This window comes from Nocardioides abyssi (genome assembly GCF_030412915.1).
GTDB classification, from domain to species: Bacteria; Actinomycetota; Actinomycetes; order Propionibacteriales; family Nocardioidaceae; genus Nocardioides; species Nocardioides abyssi.
On the sequence record NZ_JAUHJR010000001.1, the window covers coordinates 143,278 to 165,977 of the forward strand.

At 73.9% G+C, this 22,700-nt stretch carries 19 protein-coding genes; 9 read left to right on the forward strand and 10 right to left on the reverse strand.

Translation table 11 applies throughout. The annotated features are described in order from the left end of the window. Positions 1 to 36 precede the first annotated feature (36 nt). From QWY29_RS00710 to QWY29_RS00745, 8 genes are all read right to left on the reverse strand, one after another. Positions 37 to 1,062 carry a hypothetical protein gene (locus QWY29_RS00710; RefSeq protein WP_300958707.1) on the reverse strand — a complete coding sequence of 342 codons (1,026 nt, stop codon included), beginning with the start codon at positions 1,060 to 1,062 and terminating at the stop codon, positions 37 to 39. Beyond that, on the reverse strand, positions 1,059 to 2,510 hold the full coding sequence (locus QWY29_RS00715; protein ID WP_300958708.1) for a substrate-binding domain-containing protein: 1,452 nt from the start codon (positions 2,508 to 2,510) through the stop codon (positions 1,059 to 1,061). The genes QWY29_RS00710 and QWY29_RS00715 overlap by 4 nt, the downstream gene beginning before the upstream one ends. After that, the gene (locus tag QWY29_RS00720) at positions 2,507 to 3,676 is read right to left on the reverse strand and encodes a hypothetical protein (RefSeq protein WP_300958709.1); all 1,170 of its coding nucleotides are present in this window, start codon (positions 3,674 to 3,676) and stop codon (positions 2,507 to 2,509) included. The genes QWY29_RS00715 and QWY29_RS00720 overlap by 4 nt, the downstream gene beginning before the upstream one ends. After that, on the reverse strand, positions 3,673 to 4,434 hold the full coding sequence (locus QWY29_RS00725; protein ID WP_300958710.1) for a hypothetical protein: 762 nt from the start codon (positions 4,432 to 4,434) through the stop codon (positions 3,673 to 3,675). Before QWY29_RS00725 ends, QWY29_RS00720 begins: the two co-directional genes overlap by 4 nt. Then, positions 4,431 to 6,170, reverse strand: a complete 1,740-nt coding sequence (locus QWY29_RS00730) for a hypothetical protein (RefSeq protein ID WP_300958711.1) — start codon at positions 6,168 to 6,170, stop codon at positions 4,431 to 4,433. The genes QWY29_RS00725 and QWY29_RS00730 overlap by 4 nt, the downstream gene beginning before the upstream one ends. Beyond that, on the reverse strand, positions 6,167 to 8,347 hold the full coding sequence (locus tag QWY29_RS00735; protein WP_300958712.1) for a glycosyltransferase: 2,181 nt from the start codon (positions 8,345 to 8,347) through the stop codon (positions 6,167 to 6,169). Before QWY29_RS00735 ends, QWY29_RS00730 begins: the two co-directional genes overlap by 4 nt. Next, a complete protein-coding gene (locus tag QWY29_RS00740) occupies positions 8,344 to 8,604 on the reverse strand; it encodes a hypothetical protein (protein WP_300958713.1) in 261 nt (86 codons plus the stop codon). Before QWY29_RS00740 ends, QWY29_RS00735 begins: the two co-directional genes overlap by 4 nt. 232 nt (positions 8,605 to 8,836) lie before the next feature. Continuing rightward, positions 8,837 to 10,012 carry a glycoside hydrolase family 5 protein gene (locus tag QWY29_RS00745; RefSeq protein ID WP_300958714.1) on the reverse strand — a complete coding sequence of 392 codons (1,176 nt, stop codon included), beginning with the start codon at positions 10,010 to 10,012 and terminating at the stop codon, positions 8,837 to 8,839. Positions 10,013 to 10,096: 84 nt separating this feature from the next. On the opposite strand from QWY29_RS00745, the gene QWY29_RS00750 reads away from it, so the two are divergent. The 7 genes from QWY29_RS00750 to QWY29_RS00780 all read left to right on the forward strand — a co-directional run bounded on the left by QWY29_RS00750 (position 10,097) and on the right by QWY29_RS00780 (position 18,581). Beyond that, positions 10,097 to 11,362 carry a hydroxyacid-oxoacid transhydrogenase gene (locus QWY29_RS00750; RefSeq protein WP_300958715.1) on the forward strand — a complete coding sequence of 422 codons (1,266 nt, stop codon included), beginning with the start codon at positions 10,097 to 10,099 and terminating at the stop codon, positions 11,360 to 11,362. Beyond that, positions 11,359 to 11,859: a DUF1648 domain-containing protein gene (locus QWY29_RS00755; protein WP_300958716.1), complete on the forward strand. Its 501-nt coding sequence runs from the start codon at positions 11,359 to 11,361 to the stop codon at positions 11,857 to 11,859. The genes QWY29_RS00750 and QWY29_RS00755 overlap by 4 nt, the downstream gene beginning before the upstream one ends. Continuing rightward, positions 11,856 to 14,690: an FAD-binding and (Fe-S)-binding domain-containing protein gene (locus QWY29_RS00760; RefSeq protein WP_300958718.1), complete on the forward strand. Its 2,835-nt coding sequence runs from the start codon at positions 11,856 to 11,858 to the stop codon at positions 14,688 to 14,690. The genes QWY29_RS00755 and QWY29_RS00760 overlap by 4 nt, the downstream gene beginning before the upstream one ends. 82 nt (positions 14,691 to 14,772) lie before the next feature. Continuing rightward, on the forward strand, positions 14,773 to 15,978 hold the full coding sequence (locus QWY29_RS00765) for a class I SAM-dependent methyltransferase (RefSeq protein WP_300958719.1): 1,206 nt from the start codon (positions 14,773 to 14,775) through the stop codon (positions 15,976 to 15,978). Beyond that, positions 15,978 to 16,982, forward strand: a complete 1,005-nt coding sequence (locus tag QWY29_RS00770) for a hypothetical protein (RefSeq protein WP_300958721.1) — start codon at positions 15,978 to 15,980, stop codon at positions 16,980 to 16,982. The genes QWY29_RS00765 and QWY29_RS00770 overlap by 1 nt, the downstream gene beginning before the upstream one ends. 62 nt (positions 16,983 to 17,044) lie before the next feature. Next, a complete protein-coding gene (locus QWY29_RS00775; protein ID WP_300958722.1) occupies positions 17,045 to 18,049 on the forward strand; it encodes a DNA topoisomerase IB in 1,005 nt (334 codons plus the stop codon). Positions 18,050 to 18,053: 4 nt separating this feature from the next. Continuing rightward, entirely contained in the window at positions 18,054 to 18,581 is a 528-nt protein-coding gene (locus QWY29_RS00780; RefSeq protein ID WP_300958723.1) for a macro domain-containing protein, read from the forward strand. Between the two features lie 256 nt (positions 18,582 to 18,837). On the opposite strand, the gene QWY29_RS00785 is transcribed toward QWY29_RS00780, so the two are convergent. Further along, the gene (locus QWY29_RS00785) at positions 18,838 to 20,139 is read right to left on the reverse strand and encodes an HNH endonuclease signature motif containing protein (RefSeq protein WP_300958724.1); all 1,302 of its coding nucleotides are present in this window, start codon (positions 20,137 to 20,139) and stop codon (positions 18,838 to 18,840) included. Between the two features lie 341 nt (positions 20,140 to 20,480). After that, positions 20,481 to 21,623 carry a phosphoserine transaminase gene (gene serC, locus QWY29_RS00790; RefSeq protein WP_300958725.1) on the reverse strand — a complete coding sequence of 381 codons (1,143 nt, stop codon included), beginning with the start codon at positions 21,621 to 21,623 and terminating at the stop codon, positions 20,481 to 20,483. Between the two features lie 100 nt (positions 21,624 to 21,723). Here serC and QWY29_RS00795 point away from each other — a divergent pair, with 100 nt between their 5' ends. Together QWY29_RS00795 and QWY29_RS00800 are read left to right on the forward strand one after the other, a co-directional pair. Next, complete coding sequence (locus tag QWY29_RS00795) at positions 21,724 to 22,194, forward strand: DUF7577 domain-containing protein (protein ID WP_300958726.1); 471 nt, start codon at positions 21,724 to 21,726, stop codon at positions 22,192 to 22,194. Then, complete coding sequence (locus QWY29_RS00800) at positions 22,175 to 22,678, forward strand: GNAT family N-acetyltransferase (protein ID WP_300958727.1); 504 nt, start codon at positions 22,175 to 22,177, stop codon at positions 22,676 to 22,678. The genes QWY29_RS00795 and QWY29_RS00800 overlap by 20 nt, the downstream gene beginning before the upstream one ends. Positions 22,679 to 22,700 lie beyond the last annotated feature (22 nt).

Genomic DNA, 22,700 nt, shown 5'->3' on the forward strand with positions numbered 1-22,700 from the left:
ATCCGGGGCGGCGAGGCGAGGCAGGCGGCCCGGCCCTCAGAACGCCGCGACGGCGACCTCGCAGAGGTTGAGCTCGGGGCGCTTCTCGTTGTTGACGACGTAGTAGCTCGAGACGATGAACCGGCGCTCGACGCCGCCGACGGTGAGGAAGAGCCGCAGCATGCCGTTGCGGGGGAGCGCGAAGGGGCCGAGCAGCCCGGTCTCGGGGTCGAGCCCGAGGGTGAGGTCGTCGACCTGGTTCTCCACCGGGCCCTCGGCCTGGACGGTCTCGACGTACGCCCAGGCGTCGGGGGAGGTGGGGCGCAGCGCGATCGTCTGGTCGCCCTCGCCGGCCCCCGTGCCGAGGGTGTCGGCCTCGCACCGCACGTCGAGGTCGCCCAGGCCGGGGACGCTGGTGACCTGGGCGGAGCCGCGGGCGGCGTCGTCGACGCCGTGCCAGCTGACGCCGACGCGCTGGTCGAGCCGGGTGCGGACGACGGCGTCGATGCGGCAGGAGCGCCAGGCCATCGGGTGCTCGAAGCCGGTCCACCACCAGCTGAGGTCGAAGGAGGTGACCGGCTTGCGCGCCGCGGTGCCGGCAGGGCGGTGCCGGCCGGGCCGCTGGCTGATGATCCCGTTGATGTGACCCGAGGAGTGGTCCTCGATCCGGCCGCGCTGGTTGAGCCCCTCGCTGGCGAACGTCCCGGTGCCGCCGCGGCCGTTGTCCGCCGCGGTGGCGTAGCGGTAGACCCGGGCGGTCTTGACGGCGACGACGGCGCGGTCGTTCTTGGTCTCGTACTTCGCCATCCACATCTGCGTCTCGGCCGTCCGGTCGAAGGCGTGCAGCCGGATGATGGTGTTGTCGGGCTTGCAGACCAGCGTGAGCGTGCCGATGCCGGGCACGACGGCCGTCCTGGTGAAGACCTTCCTCTTGGCGGTGCCGTTCCAGGCGACGGTGACCCGCTGGACGCGGAGGTCCTCGCCGTCCTTCTTCCGCGCGGCGTACGACGTGGGGGCGGCGAGCCCGCAGACCACGACCGCCGTCGCGAGGACGGCGGCCGCGAGGACACGCAGCCGGCTCATCGGGCCGGCTTCTCCACCGGCTCCGGCTCGGCGGTGCGCTCGAGCACGGGCTCGTCGTCGGGGCTGACCAGCACCGGGCGGACGTCGCCCTCGAGCCAAGACAGCTGGGTGCGGACCGCGGCCTCGGGCAGGGCCACCAGCTGGGTGTCCTCCGCGAGCCGGTCGGCGTCGCCCAGGTAGCTCTCCAGGAAGGTGCGGACCTCCCGGCGGGCCAGCGAGCGGGTGGTGGTGGTGATGAGCAGCTGGCGGGCGAGCGGGTACTCCCCGCTGGTGATGGTGCGCTGGCTCGGGAAGATGCAGTTGCGCTCGCCCTCGGGGGTGGTGATCTCGAAGGGGCGCAGCTGGTCCTCGAACAGCTCGTAGTAGCTGAACCGGAAGTACGCCACGTGGCCACGGACCTGCTCGTCGCGCTTGCGGGCGTCGCGGGAGACGACGAACCGGTCGCGGACGCGGATCCACTTGTCGCGGACGACCGCGAGGTCGGCGCGAGCGGCGTCGCGGGCGGCGATCGCGTCGCGGACGCGCTGGCGGTCGCGCTCCTGGTCGGCGGGGCTGCGGCGGTCGGCGATGCCCTTGGCCTGCTCCTGCCACGCGGCGCGGACCTCGGCCTGCGCGTCGTCGAGCACCTGCTGGCGGGTCAGCAGGTCGCTGCGGGCCCGGTCGCGGGCGCGGGCCCGGTCGGCGTGCTCGCGGGCCAGCCGCTCGTCCTTGGTGTCACCGACGACGAAGAACCGCGAGCCCTGGTCGGACTCGAAGGCCTGGTAGTCCGAGCGCAGGTTGGTCAGGCTCGGCTGCGGAGCGTCGAGGACGTTGCGGCCGAAGAAGCTGAACGCGTTGTTGTCGGGGTCGGGGCCGCCGACGACCAGCGGCACGTCGTCGAGGCCGACCTGCTCCCAGCTGGTGACCGGCGAACCGGCGCGGTAGATGTCGCGCACCTGCTCCGTGGTCAGGCAGTCGCCGCCGACGTCGGACTCGGACTTGATGGCGACGACCACCGCGTCCGCGGCGATCTGGAACTGCACGACGTCGAGGCCGACGCTGCGGCAGGCGTCCCACTCGGCGCGGCTGATCTCGCGGGCGGAGTCGACCAGGTCGATCTCGCCGGCGCAGAGCTCCTGGAAGGCGACGTCCTCGCCGTTGTTGCCGACCTGCACGGTCACCGAGGTGCCGGAGTCGATGAACGCGTCGCGGGCGGCCGGGGTGAGCGAGCCGCCGGGTGTGCCGTCGAGGTCGACGACGCCGGCGGGGCGGCCCGGCAGGGCGGCGTTGCGGCGCTCGATGGCCTCCTGCTCGGTGCTCTCGGCCTCGACCTGGGCGGCCTGCTGCCGGGCGACGGTCACGCTGGCCTGCTGGCCGCCGTCGTCGGAGCAGCCGGCGAGCAGCAGGCTGCCGAGCAGCAGGACCGCGGCGGGCAGCGCCGTGGTGCGGGTGGCTCTGGTGCGGGTCATCGTCGTGGCTCCCCGTCGTCGGTCGGTGCGGCCGTGGGGAGGAGGCCGGTCGGGTCGGCGTCGCGCTCCGGGGGGTACTGGTAGCGCCGCGACGGCAGCTCGACGACCTCGAAGTCGTCGAGGAACAGCCCCTGGAGCTCGTTGCCGCGGATCAGCTCGGCGGTCACGTCGCGCTGGGCGTAGAGCGTGGGCACGCGCGCCCGGTCGACGACGATCGCGCCGTAGGTGCGCAGCGCGACCACGATCGCGTCGGCGAGCCGCTGCTGCTGGGCGGTGAGCACGATCGGCTCGCCGGTCTCGGGGTCCACGGGCGGGGCGGGCACCACGTCGGCCCGCAGCCGGATCCGCGCGCCCTCGGGCAGCGAGTCGGCCGAGCCGTTGCCATCGGTGGAGGACGCGGGCTGCACGAAGGAGCCCTCCGCCGGGCCGGGCACGCTGATCGCCAGGGCGTGGTTGATCTCGCCGGCCTGCAGCTCCCCGGGCCGGATCAGCCCCGCGAACAGCGGCAGGCCCGAGCCACGCGCGCCGACCACCTGCGGCGGGCTGTAGCCGGGTCCGTCGAGGTCCCACTTGCGCATGAAGTGGTAGGAGATCGACCCGTCGTCCTCGCGGCGCGCGCGCCACAGGTCGTACGCCGTGTTGGCGCCGGTGTCGAAGATCGTGAACCAGCCGTCGTACCGCGGGTCCGGGTCGACGTCGGTGGGGATGTCGAGCACGACGGTGTCGTCGCCGTCGCCGCACTGGGACTGGCGGCACACGACGTTGGTCGGCTCGCCGCCGGCGACGACGGGCGTCGTCCAGGCCTCGGTGTTGATGTAGACGGGGTCCTCGATGCGCCGCGGCTGGGTCACGACCCGGTCGCCGGTCTCGCGGACGCCGACGCGCAGCGTGGCGAGGTCCATCATCCGCTCCGAGCGCGGGTCGACCTTGGCGCCGTCGACGCGGGTGTTCCAGGGCGAGTCGGCTGCGAAGTAGACCCGCTCGCCCCGCACCAGGGTGCCGTCGTCGCTGCGGGGGTCGATGGTGACGTCGGCGGCGTCGGGCGTGCGGCCGGACTGCTCGTCGTCCCCGCTGCCGCAGCCGGCGAGGATGAGGGCGGCAGCCGTCGCGGCCGCCACCAGGGCGGCGGGGCGGCGCGTGCGGCCGGGGGTGGGCAGGGTGCTCATCGGGGACCGCCGGGGTGGATGTCGGGCTGGTGGTTGTGCGGGTGGTCCTGCTGGGACGGGTACGCCGCGGCGTACGGGTCGGCGAGCTGGGCGAAGCGCCCCAGGGCGTCGCTCACCTCGGCCAGGTCGCGTGCGGCGCGGGTGCCCTCGTCGGGCCGGCCGGCGCGTGCCCGCGCTGCGGCGACGATCGCGTGCGCCTCGCGGCGGGCGTGCAGGCGGATCAGCTCGGCGTCGAGCTCGGCCTGGGCCATGAGCAGCTCGCACCGGCGCGCGGCCTCGGCCTCGACCGAGGCGACGTGCAGCCGGCTCGCCTCCTCGGTGGCGCGGATGCGCGCCAGGGCCTGGGCGGCCACCTCGACCACGGACGCGGCCAGGTGGCGGCCGTCCTCGACGGGGTCGGCCGCCGGCGGCTCGACCGGCGGGTGGACCAGGGTGGTGGTCGGCTCGGGCTCGGGCTCCGGCTCCGGCTCCGGCTCGGGCTCGACCTCGGGCTCCGGGTTGGGCTCCGGGTCAGGCGCCGGCTCGGGCTCCGGCTCGGGTTCCGGCTCGGGCTCCGGGACAGGCGCCAGCTCGGGCTCGGGTTGGGGCTCCGGCCCGGGGGCCGGCTCGGGGGCCGGCTCCGGGGTCGGCTCGGGCGCGAGCCGGTGGCTGAAGTCGACGGCGCCGATCCGGCTGCTGCCGATGCCGCCGGTGGGACGGGCGGAGAGGATCGCGTCGAGCGACGGCGGCGGGGCGATGGGCAGGTCGGTGCGGGTCACGACGTCCCCTCCGTCCCCTCGTCGTCGGAGCTGTCGGCCACGCGGGAGAAGCCGGCCGGGACGGCGACGAGCGTGTAGCGCGGCGTGGAGTAGGCGACCGTCAGCAGGGCGTCGGCGCCGTCGGCGGCGTCGGGGTAGAGCTGGCTGAGCAGGTCGTTGTCGGTGTCGGTCGACAGCAGCAGGAAGTCGACGTGCTCGGCCGGGTCCTTCGCGGCCTCCAGCCACGGGCCGTCAGAGGCGTCGACCCGGTCGAAGAACAGGTCGGGACGGCCGGTGAGCAGCATGACGGCGTAGGTCTGGGCGTTGTCGGTGAGGATCGAGCTGCGGCGGCTGACGTTGTCGCGGATCCAGCCGGCCATCGCCTCCTCCGAGATGAGCCCGACCGTCGAGCCGTCCAGGGTGCGGGTGCCCTCCTGGGACTCGCGGGTGGAGACGGCGGCGGCGAAGGCGGACTCGAGGTTCTGGTACTCGTAGGTCTTCATCGAGCTGAACGTCCACGGGATGCTGGCGAGCAGCCCGACCACGAGGACGGCGCTGACCAGCGTGCTGGCGTCGCCGGCCGAGCGCGCGAGCCAGATCCCGCCGATGACCGCGAGCAGCAGGATCGGCAGCGCGTTGCGCATGAGCAGTGGGGAGTCGGTGAGCCGCAGCGCGACGGCCAGCGCCGGGGTCAGCACCGCGGCGGCGAGCATGATCGCCAGCCACAGCGCGAAGGTGTTGCGCCGCGCGACGCCGGCGAAGACCAGCGCGGGCAGCACCAGGATGGCCAGCGGGGCCCCGTGGAGCACCAGCTTCCCGGTCGCGGTGGCGAGCTCGACCAGGCTGAAGGACGGCAGCCCGCCGGAGGAGGAGGCGTCGCTGCTGTCGGTGATCCAGCTGAACGGGTCGAGCAGCAGCAGCCCGTTGAACGCCGTCCACAGCGCGATGACGTAGACGGTCGGGGCGGCGAAGCCGACGGTGGTGCCCTCGACCTCGGTGCCGTCGGCGCCGAGCCGGGCCAGCACCGCCGCGACCATCAGCAGCGACAGCACGAACCACAGCAGGCTGGAGTAGCCGGCCAGCGCGGCGACCGAGTAGGCGAGGCCGGCGATCATCACGAAGCGGATGTCGGCGGTGACGTACCAGGCGAACAGCGCCCCGAGGGCGACCACCACGAACGAGAGCCAGATGAAGTGGCGCGCGCCGCCGGCGGCGTACAGCACGACCAGCGGGTTGCAGCCCACCGCGACGAGGACCGCGATGCGCAGTGGCGCCAGCACCTGGGCGCGCCGCATCATCGTGTTGAGCGTCATCATCGTCAGCCCGGCGAAGACCGCCGAGGCCAGCGGCACGACCAGCAGCGCCCGGACGGGGCTGGTGAAGATCGTCAGCGGCGTGAGCAGCAGCGTCGCCAGCGGCGGGTAGTCGAAGCCGAGCGCGGAGAGCTTGGTCGGGTCGTTGTGCCAGACCATGAGCGCGCGGTTGAGCCGGTCGAGGGTCTCGAAGCCCACGACGTGCATCTCGACGACCAGCCAGTAGCCGATCCAGGCGTAGACGAGGGTGGAGACGCCGAGGACGAGCAGGCTCTCCCACGGACGGCGGGGTACGTCGGCGGGCCGGCGGCCCACGGCCTGCACGACCCCCGCGAGGCGCTCGCGGTTGGTGAGCACGACGGGGCCGGCCGGCAGCACCGTCGGCGCCGGCGTGGACGGACCACCGGCGGGGCCGGCGGCCGGGTCGATCGTCGGGGTGCTCACGCGTGCCCACCGTCCAGGCCGTGCTCGGTCTTCTCCCAGTAGAACGGGTTGGTGAACAGCTGGATGAAGCCCTTCCAGGCCGCCCAGCTCATCAGGCCCCAGTAGAGGGGGGAGAGGAGCGCGGTGCGGGTGATGCCGAACTCCCCGCGCTGCAGCGACCCGGCCACGTTGAGGTAGACGAAGACGAAGTTGCCGACGAAGAGCATCGCGCTCGCGGCGTAGAAGACGATGCCGGGGAAGAGCTGCTGGATGAAGCCCCACTGGGTGAAGACGTAGAGCGTGGTGAGCGCCCAGAAGATCGGGTTCATCAGCAGCACGAACGCGCTGCCCATCGTCAGGTTGAAGCTCATGAAGCCGCGGAAGCCGGTCTGCGCGAGCAGTGACGCCGGGTTGCGCATGTGGACCAGCCAGGTCTGGTAGTAGCCCTTGTTCCAGCGGCTGCGCTGGCGGATCCAGTTCGGGACGACCGAGTTGGCCTCCTCCAGCGTGGTGGAGTCGATCATCGCGGTGCGGTAGCCCTCGCGGTGCAGCCGGATGCCGAGGTCGGCGTCCTCGGTGACGTTGAAGGGGTCCCAGGCGCCGAGCTCGCGCAGCACCGAGGTGCGGAAGTGGTTGGACGTGCCGCCCAGCGGGATCGGGGCCTCGGTGGCGCCCATCGCGGGCAGCACCAGCTCGAAGTGCATGGAGTACTCGTTGGCGAACCAGGCCGTCAGCAGGTTCTGGTCCTGGTTGAAGTGGTTGAGCTTGGCCTGGATGCACACGACCTCGGGGCCGACCCGGTCGAAGGCGATGAGCGCCTTCTTCAGCTGGTCGGGGTCGGGCCGGTCCTCGGCGTCGAAGATGACGCAGTAGCTGCCGGTCGAGAGCTGGAGGCCGTAGTTGCAGGCCTTCGGCTTGGTCTTGGGCTGGCTGTCGGGCACCACGACGAGGTGGAAGTGCGGCGGCAGGCCCATCGAGCGGATCGTCTCGATCGTCTCGGTGTCGTCCTCCTCGCACAGCAGCTTCACGTCGAGCCGCGTGCGGGGGTAGTCGAGCGCGTTGATGTCGCGCACCAGGCGCGGCACGATGCCGGCCTCCTTGTAGAGCGGCACCAGGATCGTGTACGTCGGCAGCTCCCGCTCGTCGAGCGCGGCGATCTCGGCGTCGGTGACGTCGGTCTCCAGGTGGGTGCCGAGGGCGCGCAGCGTGAGGCGGAACTTGTAGATCGAGACGACCAGGTAGATCGCGCTGCACAGGCCCACCAGCCCGATGAGCGTGCCCATCGGCCAGATGACCAGGCACACGACGGTCGCGACCAGCGCCATGACCAGCACGGCCTTCTGGGTCCCGGTCACCACCACGTGGGCCGAGGAGTCCGGGTGGGACTCCATCAGGCCGGTGGTCGCGACGTGCGCGTAGTGGGCGGAGTGCACCCGTTGGATCAGCTGGTCGAGGTCGGTGCGGTTGGCCAGCAGCTGGCGCACCGGGGAGCCGACCGCCTCCTCGACCTCCGAGACCGCGGCCGCGTCGAGGGGGCGGGCGACGGCGAGCAGCACGGCGCCCTCGGCCTCGGCGACCGGCACGGCCTGCAGCCGCTGGGCGAGCGGCTCGGGCAGGCGGCGGCCCAGCACGAGGTCGGGCTCGAAGTCGGCCAGGCCGACGCGCTGCATCTGGTGGATCTCCGACAGCGCGGCGACCAGCACGTCCTCGGGGATCGACTCGTGCGCGACGAGGATGTCGCCGAGCGGGTCGCCGGTGCGGGAGTGCTCGACCAGGGCGCGCTGGAGCTGGTCGGGCTCGACCAGGCCGCTGGCGGTGAGCATGGTGGCCAGCTGGGTGCGGGCGCGGCGCTGCTCGGGCGTCTCGACGCGGCCCTCGACCGGCGGGTGCACGGCGTCGATCGCCGCGACGACCTCGTTGGCGGTGTGCTTGACCAGCACCACCGGGCGGTCGGCGGGCTGCGCGAGGTGCTCGGAGACGACCCGCTCGACGACCGGGTCGGCGGGGTCGGCGGCCGCGACGAGCACGGCGCCGTCGACGACGGCGTACGGCAGGACGCGGAAGGTGCGCGCCAGGCCCTCGGGCAGGAGCGCCGCGGCCTCCGGGTCGGTGCCGTGGACCAGGCGCGGGGTGGACCGCGTGCCGGTGCCGGTGCCGGTGCTCGTGCTTGTCCCGGGGCCCTGGACGGTGGCGGTCATCGGGTGCCCGCCCCGAAGCCGTGCGCAGGCAGCTCCCCGCGGTCGGGGTGGCCCGGGTCGACCCCGTCGGTCGCGGGCGCCGGCCGGCCGGACCGTGGCCGCATGACGGTGTAGCCGAGGTAGGCGAGCACCAGCGCGACGAGCGGCGCGACCAGGAAGGTCACGAAGACCCCTACGAAGATCACGAGGGTCACCAGCAGTCCCACACCGGCCGCGCCGACCGACTTGCTCGGTCGCCCGTTCGCAGGCATCTGCATCGACATCGTCACGTCTCCCCCCAGAGGTGTCCGGAGGCGGCGGAGGTGCGTGCCGGCCCGGGCTGTCCTGGCGACCATAGGGGTGGGCGACGGGCCCGCGGCCGGGAAAGTCGCTGGTGAGAGCCTTCTTTGAGGAGGTCTTGCGTTTGCCGGTGACCGGACTGGACCGATCGGGGCCGTTCCTCCGGATTCCCTCAAGATCCCGGCGTCCGGCCCCTGCGGACCCGGTCCGTCAGGGGCCGGTGGACCCGCCCATGAGCCGCGCCGCGAGCCGACCCCACGCGGTCGGGACCGCCGGCGGCTCGGCCAGCAGCGACATCGGGTCGCCGGCGTGGTCGGCCCACACCCAGAAGAGCGAGCCGATGCCGTGGTCCTCGGCCCAGGCCAGGTAGTCCTCGACGAAGCCGCCGAGCGGGTCGTCGGCGCCGAGCTCGCCGGTGAGCACCGGGACGCTGTCGGCCAGCGGCGCCAGCACCGCGTCCCAGCAGGCGCGGTCGCCGCACTCCTTGAAGTCGTAGGCGTGGAACGACGCGACCAGCTGGTCGTCGTCCGGCGCGAACTCCAGCCAGTGCTCGAGGTCGTTGGCGTAGTCGAGCCCGCCGAGCAGCACCGGCTGCTCCGCCCCGGCCGCGCGGATCGTGGACACGACGCGGGCCATGCCCTGGACCGGGTAGGTCACCCGCCCGTCGGTGGCCGTGCGGTCGTCCTCGACCGGGGCGCCGCACCCGCCGTCGCGCCAGCAGCGCCACGTCAGGTCGAAGACGAGCCGGTCCGCGCCGTCGTACCGGCTGTAGGGCTCGTTGAAGGCGTCGAACATCACCGCCGGGACGTCGCGGTACGCCGTCGCGACCGACGTCCAGAACGCCAGCGACTCCGGGTCGGGCATCGCGAGGTTGCCGAACTCCGGGGTCTCCAGCCGCTTGCGGCTGTGCAGGTCGAGCACGACCACCAGCCCGGCCCGGTTGAGGGCGTCGACGAACCGGCGGACCTCGGCGCGGTAGCCCTGCGGGGTCCGCTCGTCGTGCTCGTCGCTGACCGGGGCGCCGCGGGTCCCGAGCCAGCAGTCCTGGTTGAGCGGCAGCCGGACGGTGTTGGCGCCCCAGGCGGCGATCGCGGTGGCCTCGGCGGTGAAGGGGTCCTCGCCCAGCATCGTGTCCAGCGCGGAGTAGCCCCAGCCCTGGGAGCAGGCGTACTCGAAGCTGCTCCAGTTCACACCGCGGGGCACGAAGGTGCGGTCGGAGCGGGCGTCGACGAGGCGGTCGCCGTCGACGCGGACGTGCGCCGCGCCGCCCACGGGGTCGGCCGACGGCTCGCCGCGCAGCGCCACCGCGACCGCGGCGGCGCCGATGAGCAGCACCACGAGAGCCGGCACCAGCCAGCGCAGCGCGCGACGCGCAGGACGAACCACGGGGCCCCCTCTCCCGCGGACATCGTAGGTCCGCGGGAGGGGCGCCGAGGCGTTTCGCCGACGCCGGCGGGCTAGATTGGCCCGGTGTCCGAGACCGTGTTCACCTACGCCGCGCCGGCGCTGAAGTTCGGGCCCGGGGCCTCCGAGGAGATCGGCCACGACCTCCGCTCCTACGGCGCGCGCCGCGTGCTGCTGGTCACCGACGCCGGGGTGGCCGCGACCGGCCACCCGGCGCGGATCGCCGAGCAGGTCGCCGCCCACGGGATCGAGGTGACGACGTACGACCGGGCCCGCGTGGAGCCCACCGACGCCTCGCTGATCGAGGCGATCGACGCCGCACGCGACGCGGGTCCCTTCGACGCGATCGTGGCCGTCGGCGGCGGCTCAACCATCGACACCGCCAAGGCCGTCAACCTGCTCACCACCAACCCCGGTGAGCTCATGGACTACGTCAACGCCCCAGTCGGCAGGGCGCAGGCGCCGACCGAGCCGCTGCTGCCGCTGGTCGCCGTGCCGACGACGACCGGCACCGGCTCGGAGAGCACGACCATCTGCGTGCTCGACGTGCTGGCCCTGCACGTCAAGACCGGCATCAGCCACCCCGCGCTGCGCCCGCGGCTCGCGGTGGTCGACCCGCGGTTGACCGTGACGCAGCCGGCGATGGTCACCGCCGCGTCGGGGATGGACATCCTCTGCCACGCGCTGGAGAGCTACACCGCGCGGTGGTACGCCGACTTCGACGCCAAGCGCCCCGAGCAGCGGGTGCCCTACTGCGGCGCCAACCCGGTCGCGGACATGTGGTCGGAGAAGGCGCTCGCGCTGCTCGCCGGCTCGTTCCGGCAGGCCGTCCGTGACGGCTCGGACACCGCCGCGCGCGAGCAGATGGCGCTCGCGGCGACCTTCGCCGGGCTCGGCTTCGGCAACGCCGGCGTCCACGTGCCGCACGCCAACGCCTACCCGATCGCGGGGCGGGTGCGCGACTACCGCCCCGAGGGCTACCCGGCCGACGAGGCGATCGTCCCGCACGGCATGGCCGTCTCGCTGACCGCGCCGGCGGCGTTCCGCTTCACCTTCGAGGCCGACCCCGACCGGCACCTGCGGGCCGCACGGCTGCTCGAGCCCGGCGCGGACCTGGCCGACGGGCCCGACGCGCTGCCCGGGGTGCTGACCCGGCTGATGCGCGACATCGGCATCCCCAACGGCCTGGCCGAGGTGGGGTACGGCGACGCCGACGTCGAGCCGCTCGTCGAGGGCGCCCTCAAGCAGCAGCGACTCCTGGCCACCGCGCCCCGCGAGGTGACCGGTGAGGACCTGGCCGGGGTCTTCCGCGGCTCGATGGAGCACTGGTGACCGCTCGCCACACCTACCTCGCGACCCTCGTCTGCTTCGGGATCGTCCTGGTCGGCTCCGCCCTGGCCATGCCCGCCGAGGTGCCGCTGCACTTCGGCGGCTCCGGCGAGCCCGACCGGTGGGGCAGCCGGCTCGAGGCGCTGCTGACGATGACGCTGGTCGGCGGCCTGCTCGCGGTGATCCTCGGCGGCACCGCCGCGCTCGTGGACCGGATGCCGGTGACCTACCTCAACGTCCCGCGCAAGGACTGGTGGACCGCGACCCCGGAGCGCGAGGCGCGGATGCGCCGGATGATGCGCACCGACCTCTACGTGCTGGCCGCGGCCACCATGCTGTTCCTGGCCGTCGTGGTCCTCGCGACCACGCTCGCCGCCCGCGCGGAGGACCCCGCGCTCGGCCCGCTCTTCTTCACCGGGCTCGGCTGCTACCTCGCCTTCGTGGTCGGCTGGACCGTCTGGTCGCTGAGCACCCGCTACCGCCGGAAGGACGACGCATGACCGTCGCCGACCCCCTCAGCACCACTCCCGCCGGGGTCACGAGCACCGACCTGCTCGCCGAGCTCGCGCGGCGCGGGGTGACCGACGCCGACGACTCGACCCTGACCCGGGCCCTCTACTCCGCGGACGCCTCGCTCTACCGCGTCGTCCCGCAGGCGGTCGTGCGCCCGCGCGACGCGGACGAGCTGACCGCCGTCGTCGACGTCGCCCGCACGCTCGGCGTGCCGCTGACGATGCGCGGCGCCGGCACCTCCATCGCCGGCAACGCGGTCGGCCGCGGCCTGGTCGTCGACACCGTCAAGCACCTCGACCGCGTGCTGGAGATCGACCCGGAGGCCCGCACGGCCCGGGTCCAGCCCGGCGTCGTGCACCAGGTGCTGCAGAAGGCGGCCGCGCCGCACGGGCTGCGCTTCGGCCCCGACCCCTCGACCCACACCCGCTGCACGATCGGCGGGATGATCGGCAACAACGCCTGCGGCTCGCGGGCCCTGGGCTACGGCCGCACCTCCGACAACGTCGTCGCGATCGACCCGGTGTGGGGCTCGGCCGCCGACGACGTGCCGGCCCGGCTCGCCGAGCTCGCCGACGCACACCTCGGCCACGTCCGCACGTCGTTCGGCCGCTTCTCCCGCCAGGTCAGCGGCTACTCGATGGAGCACCTGCTGCCCGAGCGGCGCTCGGTCGACCGGTTCCTCGCCGGGTCCGAGGGCACCCTCGCGGTCGTCCGCGAGGCGACCGTGCGGCTGGTGCAGGAGACCCCGCGCCAGCTGGTCGTGCTCGGCTACCCCTCGATGGTCGACGCCGCCGATGCGGTCCCGGCGATCCTCGCCGCGGCCGGCCGCCCCACCGACGCCGCGGTCGCCGTCGAGCGCGGCGGGCTGGTCGCCTGCGAGGGCCTCGACGCCCGCATCGTCGAGCTGGTCCGCGCCCGCGGCGGGTCCGTGCCCGACCTGCCCCGTGGCGCCGGCTGGCTCTTCGTCGAGGTCAGCGACCCGGGGCTGCTCGCCCCGGTGGTCGCGGCCGCCGGCGCGCTGGAGTCGCGGATGGTCGACTCGGCCGCCGAGGCCGCGGCGCTCTGGCGGATCCGTGAGGACGGCGCCGGCCTGGCCGCCCGCTCGCTGTCCCGCCCGGCCCATGCGGGCTGGGAGGACGCCGCCGTACCCCCCGAGCACCTCGGTGCCTGGCTGCGCGACTTCGACGCGCTGCTGCGCGAGCACGACCTCGACGGCGTGCCCTACGGTCACTTCGGCGACGGCTGCGTGCACGTGCGCATCGACTTCCCGTTCACCCCGGGCGGGGGCGGCGACTCCCGGTTCCGTGAGTTCCTGGTCGCCAGCGCGACCCGGCTCGCCCACTACGGCGGGTCGCTCTCCGGTGAGCACGGCGACGGCCGGGCGCGCTCGGAGCTGCTGCCGCTGATGTACGACGAGCAGTCGCTGCGGCTCTTCGGCGCGGTCAAGGCGATCTGCGACCCCGACGGCCTGCTCAACCCCGGCGTGCTCGCCGACCCCGACCCGCTCGACGCCGACCTGCGCCCCGAGCAGCCGCGGGCCCGGGTGCGCACGGCCCTGCGGTTCCTCCACGACGGGGGCTCGATGGCCGACGCCGTGCACCGCTGCACCGGCGTCGGCAAGTGCGTCGTGCCGACGATGCCCGGGCAGGGCGTCATGTGCCCCTCCTACCTCGCCACCCGTGACGAGAAGGACTCCACCCGCGGCCGCTCGCGCGTGCTGCAGGAGGCGCTCGACGGCTCGCTCGTCGGGGGCCTGGCGGACCCGGCCGTGCACGAGGCGCTCGACCTGTGCCTGTCGTGCAAGGGCTGCGCCTCGGACTGCCCGACCGGTGTCGACATGGCGACCTACAAGTCCGAGACGCTGCACCAGACCTACGCCGGCAAGCGGCGCCCGCTGACCCACTACACGCTGGGCCGGCTGCCGCGGTGGGCCCGGCTCGCGGCGCCGGTCGCCCCGGCCGTCAACGCGATGATGCGGTCGAAGGCGCTCGCCCGCGTCGCCAAGGCCGGCGCCGGCATCGACCAGCGCCGCTCGATCCCCACCTTCCCGGCGCGCACGCTGCGGCGCAGCGTCGCGAAGCAGGCCGACGCGCAGGCCGCCGGCTCGCGGCCCGAGGCGCCCGACGTGTGGTTGTGGGCGGACTCCTTCACCGACCACTTCCAGCCGGGCAGCGGGCTCGCCGCGATCCGGTTCCTGGAGTCGACCGGGCTCCGGGTGCGCGTCATCCCCGAGGCGGCGTGCTGCGGGCTGACCTGGATCACCACCGGCCAGCTGGACAAGGCCCGACGCATCGCGGCCCGCACGGCGGCCACCCTGGCGCCGTACGTCGAGAGCGGCGTGCCGGTCCTCGGCGTCGAGCCCTCCTGCCTGGCCTCGCTGCGCAGCGACCTCGCGGAGCTGACCGAGGACCCGCGCGCGACGCTCGTGGCCGACGGGGTGCTCACCTTCGCCGAGCTGCTCGAACGGCTCGACGTGGACCTGCCGGACCTCACCGGCGTCGAGGTCGTCGCCCAGCCGCACTGCCACCAGTCGGCCGTGCTCGGGTGGGCCGCTGACCAGCGGCTGCTGGAGAAGGCCGGCGCGACCGTCACGCGGGTCGCGGGCTGCTGCGGGCTCGCGGGCAACTTCGGGGTCGAGAAGGGCCACTACGAGGTGTCGGTCGCCGTGGCGGAGACGCACCTGCTCCCGGCCGTCCGGGCGCACCCCGACGCGGTCGTGCTGGCCGACGGGATGTCGTGCAAGATCCAGCTCGACGACCTCGCGGGCGTGCCGGCGTTGCACCTCGCCGAGCTGCTCGCCAGTAGGCTCGAGGCGTGAACCCGCGCTACCGCAGACTCGTCATCCCGGTCGCGCTGGCGGTCCTCCTGGTCATCGTGGTCGTCTCGGCCGTGGTGAACCGGTGAGCGAGCCGCTCCTGCGCGTCCTCGCCCGGATGCGCGGCCACCTGCTCGACCCCGACGTGCTGGTCAAGGCGGTGGCATCGGGCCGGCAGAAGGGCCAGCAGCCGCGCTGGCGCCGCGTCGAGCTGCGCTACGTCGACATCAAGGCCGGGCGGCACCTGCAGGTCGTGACGTACGACGCGACGCAGGCCCACACCGCCAACCACTCGGGCGACGCTGCGCGCGACGCGGTCGACGAGCTGCTCGACGAGCCGTTCGCCAGCTGGCACGTGGAGACGACCACCGAGTCCCACCAGGTCCGCGTCACCAAGAAGCTCGAGGCCGTCGTCCACACGACCGCCCGCACCGAGGAGGTCGAGCCCGACCGCGGCCACGACCGCGACAAGCAGCGGCTGCTCCCCGAGGACGACCCGGTCTTCAAGGCGCTCGGCCTCACCGACGCCCAGGGCCGGCTCAAGCCGAGCCGGCACGCCAAGCTGCGGCAGGTCGAGGAGTTCCTGCGGCTGCTCGACTCCTCGGTCACCGAGGCGATGGACAAGGGCCACCTGCGCCGGCCGACGGCCGAGGAGCCGCTGCGGATCGCCGACCTCGGCTGCGGCAACGCCTACCTGACCTTCACCGCGCAGCGCTTCCTCGCCGAGGTCCGCGGGCTGCCCGTCGTCGTCACCGGCGTCGACGTCAAGGAGCAGTCGCGCGAGCACAACAGCGCGGTCGCCGCCGAGCTCGGCGTGCACGCGGAGTTCGTCGTCGGGTCGATCGCGGGGGCCCAGCTCGACCCCGCGCCCGAGGTCGTCCTGGCCCTGCACGCCTGCGACACCGCCACCGACGAGGCGCTGGCGCGCGCGGTCGAGTGGGGCGCCCGGCTGGTGCTCGCCGCCCCCTGCTGCCACCACGACATCGCCGCCCAGCTGCGACGCACGCCCACCCCGTCGCCCTACGCGATCCTCACCCGGCACGGCATCCTGCGCGAACGGCTCGCCGACACCCTCACCGACGGCCTCCGCGCCGCGCTGATGCGGATGCAGGGCTACAAGGTCGACGTCGTGCAGTTCGTGGAGTCCCAGCACACCCCGCGCAACACCATGCTCCGCGCCACCCGCACCGGCTCGCCGGTCAAGGGCGGCGGGGTGCGCAAGGAGTACGACGAGCTGGTCACCGCCTGGGGCGTCCGGCCCAAGCTGGCCGAGCTGCTCGGGTCGGTCTGATGCCCGGACGGGGGCTGCTCGAGCGGGTGCTGCTCGTGGTCACCGCCGTGCCGTTCCTGCTCGCGGCCGCAGCCTCCCCGGCCGGCGCCGACGGCCAGGTCGTCTTCCGGTTCACCGACCCCCAGGTCGTCGAGTCCAGCGGGCTCGCCGTCGTCGACGGGCTCTTCGTCACCGTCAACGACTCCGGCGACACCGGCCGCGTCTTCACGGTCGACCCCGCCACCGGCGACACCGTCGGCGTCACCACGTGGGCCCAGGACCCGGTGGACGTCGAGGCGGTCGCGCCCGCCGGCGACGGGTCGGTGTGGGTCGGCGACATCGGCGACAACCCCGGCACCCGGGACTCGGTCACGGTCGCCCGCGTGCCGGTCGGCCGTGGGGACCGGGACGTCACCGGCTCGGCCGACCTGGCGGCGTACACGCTCGTGCACCCGGATGGTCCGCAGGACGCCGAGTCGCTGCTGGTCGAGCCGACGACCGGGCGGCTGGTCGTGGTGAGCAAGACGATCTTCGGCGCCGAGGTGCTCGAGGCGCCCGAGCGGCTCGACCCCGACCGGCCCAACGAGCTGACGTCGGTGGGGGCCGCGCTGCCGGTGGCGACCGACGGGGCGTTCTTCCCCGACGGGCGGCACCTCGTGCTGCGCGACTACGCCCGCGCGGTCGTCTACACCTGGCCCGACCTCGGCAAGGTCGGGGAGGTGCGGCTGCCGGAGCAGCAGCAGGGCGAGGGCATCGCGGTCGACCGCCGCGGCCGCGTCTACGTCAGCAGCGAAGGTGTCGAGGCGCCGGTGCTGCGCGTCGACCTGCCCGCCGAGCTGCGCGAGGCGATGGCCCCCGACGCGCCGGCTCCCGACCCGTCCACCAACCCCGACGCCGGCGACGGGCTCGGCATCGACCTCACCGCTGTCGACGAGGCGGAGCGGCCCGAGTGGCCGTGGTTCCTCGGCGGGTTCATCGCCCTCGGCGTGCTGGTCGCGCTGCTGCGCTCGATGCGGCCGCGCTAGACCCGAGGCCGATCCACCACCCGGCGCGTTTGGCGGGGGAGCGGCGCGGACACCGCTGCGGCATGCCCCGTCTGCGTCGTACGTCGCCGGACCAGCCCGGCTGGACGCGTCGGCGTGCCGGCAGGGGCTGGGTCTACCTCGACCAGCACGGCCAGCGGCTGCCCGACGAGGCGGTCGGCCGGATCCAGGACCTGGTGATCCCGCCGGCGTGGCAGGACGTATGGATCACGCCGTACGACAACGGCCACCTGCAGGCCGTCGGCACCGACGACGCCGGGCGGCGGCAGTACCTCTACCACCAGGCCTGGCGCGAGCGCCGCGACGCGGAGAAGTTCGCGCGGATGGAGCAGTTCGGCGCCGCGCTCACCCGCGCCCGCGAGCTCGTCGTCGCCGACCTCGGGCGGGAGGGGATGCCGCTGGAGCGGGCCTGCGCGGCGGCGGTGCGGCTGCTGGACCTCGGCTACTTCCGCATCGGGAACGACGTCTACGCCGACACCAACGGCAGCTTCGGGCTCACCACCCTCGAGCGGCGGCACGTGCGGCGCCGGCAGGACCGGCTGGTCTTCGCCTTCGTCGGCAAGTCCGGCGTCGAGCACCGCATCGAGATCGACGACGCGATCGTCATCGAGACCATCGAGGCGATGCGCCGCCGGCGCGGCGGGCCTGGTCGGCTGCTGTCCTACAAGGACGGGCGCTCGTGGCGTGACGTGCTGCCGGCGCTCGTCAACGAGTACGTCCGTGCTTCGACCGGCCTCGAGGCGACTGCGAAGGACTTCCGCACCTGGCACGCCACCGTGCTCGCCGCCGCGGCGCTGGCCGAGACCGCCGAGCACGGCGAGAGCAAGGCGTCGCGCAAGCGGGCGGTCTCCGGGGCGATGAAGGAGGTCTCGTCGTTCCTCGGCAACACCCCCACGCTGGCGCGCTCGTCGTACGTCGACCCTCGCGTCGTCGAGGCCTACGAGGGCGGGCGAACCATCCGCGAGACCACCGCGCGCGAGTACGACAGCCCCGACGAGCGCCAGGCCGCGCTCGAGCGGGCCACGCTCGACCTGATCAGAGGAGACTGAGCCGGTGCGGACCACCGTCGTCCAGGGCGACATCACCAGCCAGGACGTCGACGCCGTCGTCAACGCCGCCAACCGGCGGATGCGCGGCGGGGGCGGCGTCGACGGCGCCATCCACGCCGCCGGCGGGCCCGAGGTGCTCGCCGACTGCCGCCGCCGCTTCCCCCACGGGCTCGCCACCGGCGACGCCGGGTGGACCACCGCCGGCCGGATGCCCGCCCGCTGGGTCATCCACGTCGTCGGCCCCAACCGCACCGCGGGCGAGACCGACCGTGGACTGCTGCTCTCCTGCTACCGCCGAGCCCTCGAGGTCGCCGACGAGCTCGGCGCCCGCACCGTCGCCTTCCCGCTCGTCTCCGCCGGTGTCTACGGCTGGTCGCCCGAGGACTCCGTCGACGCCGCCCTCGAGGTCTTCCGCGCCGCCGACGCCGCCGACGCCGCCAGCACCTCGGTGGAGGAGGCGCGCTTCGTCGCCTTCGGGCGCTCGGCCTACGAGATGGTCCGGTCCAGGGTGGAAGCACCGGGCGCCGGTTGAGACCGCCCGCTGGTCGAGCAGGGAGGGCCGCCAGGCCCGACCGTTGTCGAGACCCGGCGAGCGGCGCAGGGCGGCGGGGACGGTCACCGGGTCTCGTCGACGCTCGGTTTCGAGACAGGCGCCAGCGCGCCTTCCTCAACCCACCGGCCTGGGCTCGCTGCTGGACCGGAGAGTGGTGTCCCGGCTCGACCGGCGGCGTTGCGGACGTGGCTGTGCCCCGCCGACTGGTTGCTTCGGCGGGTGCGGGGCGGGGTGGCTACGGCTCGGGTGGGCCGGTGTCGTGGTCGACGGTGCCGTGGTGGTCGACGGTGTACGTCGTCCCGGACGGGCTGGTCCACCGGTAGGAGCCGGGGCCGGGTGAGGAGTGTTGCCAGCCGCCGTGGGTCTTGGCGCGGTGGTGCCTGCGACAGAGGGGCCCGATGTTGTCGGTCGCGGTGGGGCCGCCGCGGCTGTGGGGGATGACGTGGTCGTCGTCGACCTTCGAGTGCTCGAACGCGGGGCGGGTGCACCAGGGGAAGACGCAGTGGTGGTCGCGGAGCCGGGTCTGCTGGCTGAGGCGGTCGGGGACCTCGTAGGCCTCGACGTGGATGTGCTCGGCGAGGTCGATGACCGGCTTGATGGTGATCTTGCCGGTGGGGGTGGTGGTGGCGCGGGTGCACCAGTCAGCGAGCTGGCCGGTCAGGACGAACCCGCGGGTGTTCTCGACCCGGACGACCTGGTCGACGGTGCCATCCGGGGTCTGGTGGACGTGGACGACCAGCGGCTTGGGGTCGGTGTCGAACTCCAGGACGAGCTGGCGGCGGGCCATGTCGCCGAGCGCGGTCGCACGACGTGACCCTTCGGCTTCGAGGGAGCCGAGGGCGGCGAGGCGGTCGGCTCCCTTGGCCAGGGCGTCCTCGAGGTCGAGGGCGTCGGCGAGGTCGAGGGTGGCCCAGCAGTCGACGTGGCCGTCGAAGGAGACCTGGCGGGTCTGGATGGTGACGTGGCGGGTCTCGGTGCGTTCGAACCGGATCCGTTCGGCTTCGTCGGGGTCGAACCGGACGAGGGCTTCGTCGACCAACCGGCCGAGCGCGGCGGGGCTGATCGACGCCGCGCAGTGGTGGACGTGGGTGTCGACGAACCGTGCGCCCTTCATGGGGAGCGGGAGGGTCCTGCGGGCGATCGCCCGGGCCTTCCAGGCGGGGAGGTCACCGCCGGTGGTCCTCGCCCACACCTTCGGCAGCCGGTAGCGCAGCTCCAGCGCCTCCGACAGGTAGGCACGGCCGGCGTCCAGCGACTTGCCCAGTGCGGCGGCGAGCTCGACGACTGCGAACTCGGTCACCAGCGGTGCGCCGTCGCCGGCCAGGCCGACCGGCTGGTCGCCGAAGCCCCGCATGGTCGCCCAGGACGCTGACTCCGCCAGGGACTCGGCCGGGTGCATCGCGCACCAGGCGACGGCAGCCTGCAGCACGCGGACCTCCGCGGCGTCGGCTTCGCGTTGGCTGGCCCGCGCGGCAGCGAGGACCTCGGCCGGGTCGTCCAGCGAGGTCTCGGGTGTCGCGAGGTGGGCCAGGGTCATGGCCTCATTCTACTCGAACACATGTTCGCATGAAAGGTTCGGAGTTGAATCTGTGGACGGGTCTGGCCGGCGGGTTTCGAGACGCTTGCCAGCGCAAGCTCCTCAACCAGCCGATGAATAGCGGCCCGGTCGAGGTGGCGGCCAGCGGGCCGGGAGCGGACCGCGACCACGGCGTACCGGTCCTCATAGCTTCCTCCACCGCAACCACCCGCGGTTCGCAGGCCGAGGTCGGCTGCCAGGGGTCTCGTCGACGCTCGCTTGCGCTCGCTGCTCGACCAGCGAGTGGCGAGCGCTCGCTGCTCGACCAGCGGGGCCAGCGCTCGACCAGCGTGGCGATCGGGTCAGACGAGGCGGTCGAGGACCCAGTCGATGGAGGCGGTGAGGGCCTGGACGTCGGCGGGGTCGACGGCGGGGTACATCGCGACGCGGAGCTGGTTGCGGCCGAGCTTGCGGTACGGCTCGGTGTCGACGATGCCGTTGGCGCGCAGGACGGCGGCGAGGCGGGCGGCGTCGACGGAGGGGTCGAAGTCGATGGTGCCGATGACGAGCGAGCGGTGGGCCGGGTCGGCGACGTACGGGAAGGCGAGCGGGGACGCCTCGGCCCAGGAGTAGAGGGCGGTCGAGGAGGCGGTGGTCCGCTCGACCATGCCGGCGAGGCCGCCGTTGGCGAGCATCCAGTCGAGCTGCTCGGCCATGAGGAACAGCGTGGCGACCGAGGGGGTGTTGTAGGTCTGGTCCTTCGCGGACTGCTCGATCGCGGTCGGCAGGTCGAAGAACGCCGGCACGTGGCGGTCCGAGGCGCCGATGCGCGCCGCGCGCTCGAGGGCGGCGGGGGAGAGGACGGCGAGCCAGAGCCCGCCGTCGGAGGCGAAGCACTTCTGGGGCGCGAAGTAGTAGGCGTCGACCTGGGTCAGGTCCACGGGCAGGCCACCGGCACCGGAGGTGGCGTCCACGAGCACGAGCGCCTCGTCGGCGGTGGTGCCGGCGGGTCGGACGACGGGGGCCATGACGGCGGTGGAGGTCTCGTTCTGCGCCCAGGCGTGGACGTCGACACCCTCCTCGGCGACGGGCTCGGGCAGCGAGCCGGGCTCGGCGCGGACGATGCTCGGCTCGTCCAGCCACGGCGCGCGGGCGGCGGCGGTGGCGAACTTCTGCGAGAACTCCCCGAAGACGAGGTGCTGGCTGCGCCGCTCGACGAGCCCGTACGTCGCCGCGTCCCAGAACGCTGTGGCGCCACCGTTGCCGAGCACCACCTGGTGCCCGTCGGGCATCGAGAACAGCTCGGCCAGGCCCTCGCGGACCCGTCGCACGACCGCGCGCACGGGCTCCTGGCGGTGCGAGGTGCCCATCAGCGAGGTGCCGGTCGCGGCGAGCGCGGCGAGGTGCTCGGGCTGGACCTTGGACGGGCCCGCGCCGAAGCGGCCGTCCGCGGGGAGCAGATCGGCAGGGATCCGGAGCGAGTTCTCGAGGTCCGCGTCGGTCATGAACTGCCTTCCAGGTGGGTAGGAGTGGCTCCCTGACGACGCTGTCAGCGCCCTCCAAGTCTGGCAGCAGCGTCTCGGCAACACGGAATCGGAGGACCTCATGACCGGCAGCACCCCCCAGCCCGGCCCCGCCAACCCCGGCCTGCGCAACCAGGCCGGCGCCCGCACGTTCTTCCGCGTCGCCGGCTGCGTCCTCGTGCCGCTCGGCCTCGCCGTGTGCGCCTACGGCTTCATCTCCTTCGTCCGGTACGACGGCTGGGACGGCCCGCCGGCGAGCTCGATCATCTGCTTCCTGGGCGGGTTCCTCGTCTTCGCGGTCGGCGGGATGTTCCTCAACCTCGGCTTCGGCGGGGTCGCCGCCCGCTACGGCGCCGGCGAGACGATGCCCGTGGTGCGGGACTCGGCGTCGTACCTCTCCGACGGCCGGGGGATCATGGGCGTCGGCCGGACCGTCGACGACGGCTCGCACGCCCGCGAGGCCACGGCGGCCGGTCCGTACTGCCGCTCCTGCGGCGTGCGCAACGACGCCGATGCGAGGTTCTGTGACAGCTGTGGAGGCTCGCTCGCCTGAGGCGGGCGGAGGGGACCTGCGGGTCGTCCGGGTCGACTACGGGCACCCGGACGCGGTCGCCCTGATCGAGCAGGTCCAGGAGGAGTACGTCGCCCGGTACGGCGGCCGCGACGAGTCGCCGGTCGACCCGGCGATGTTCGTGCCGCCGACCGGCAGCTTCTTCGTCGGGTACGTCGACGGCACCCCGGTCGCGACCGGCGCGTGGCGGCGCTCCGGCGTGGCCGCCTGCGGCACGACCGCGACGGCCGAGGTCAAGCGGATGTACGTCGTGCCGGCGGCCCAGCGCCGCGGGCACGCCCGGCGCATGCTCGCCCACCTCGAGGCCACCGCGGCCGCGGCCGGCTACGAGGCGCTCGTGCTCGAGACGGGGCTGCGGCAGCCTGAGGCGATGGCGCTCTACGAGTCGGCCGGCTACGAGCTGGTCCCGGGCTTCGGCTACTACAAGGACGCCCCGCTCTCGCGCTGCTACGCCAAGCCGCTGTAGACCACCGGCCCCGCGTGCGCCG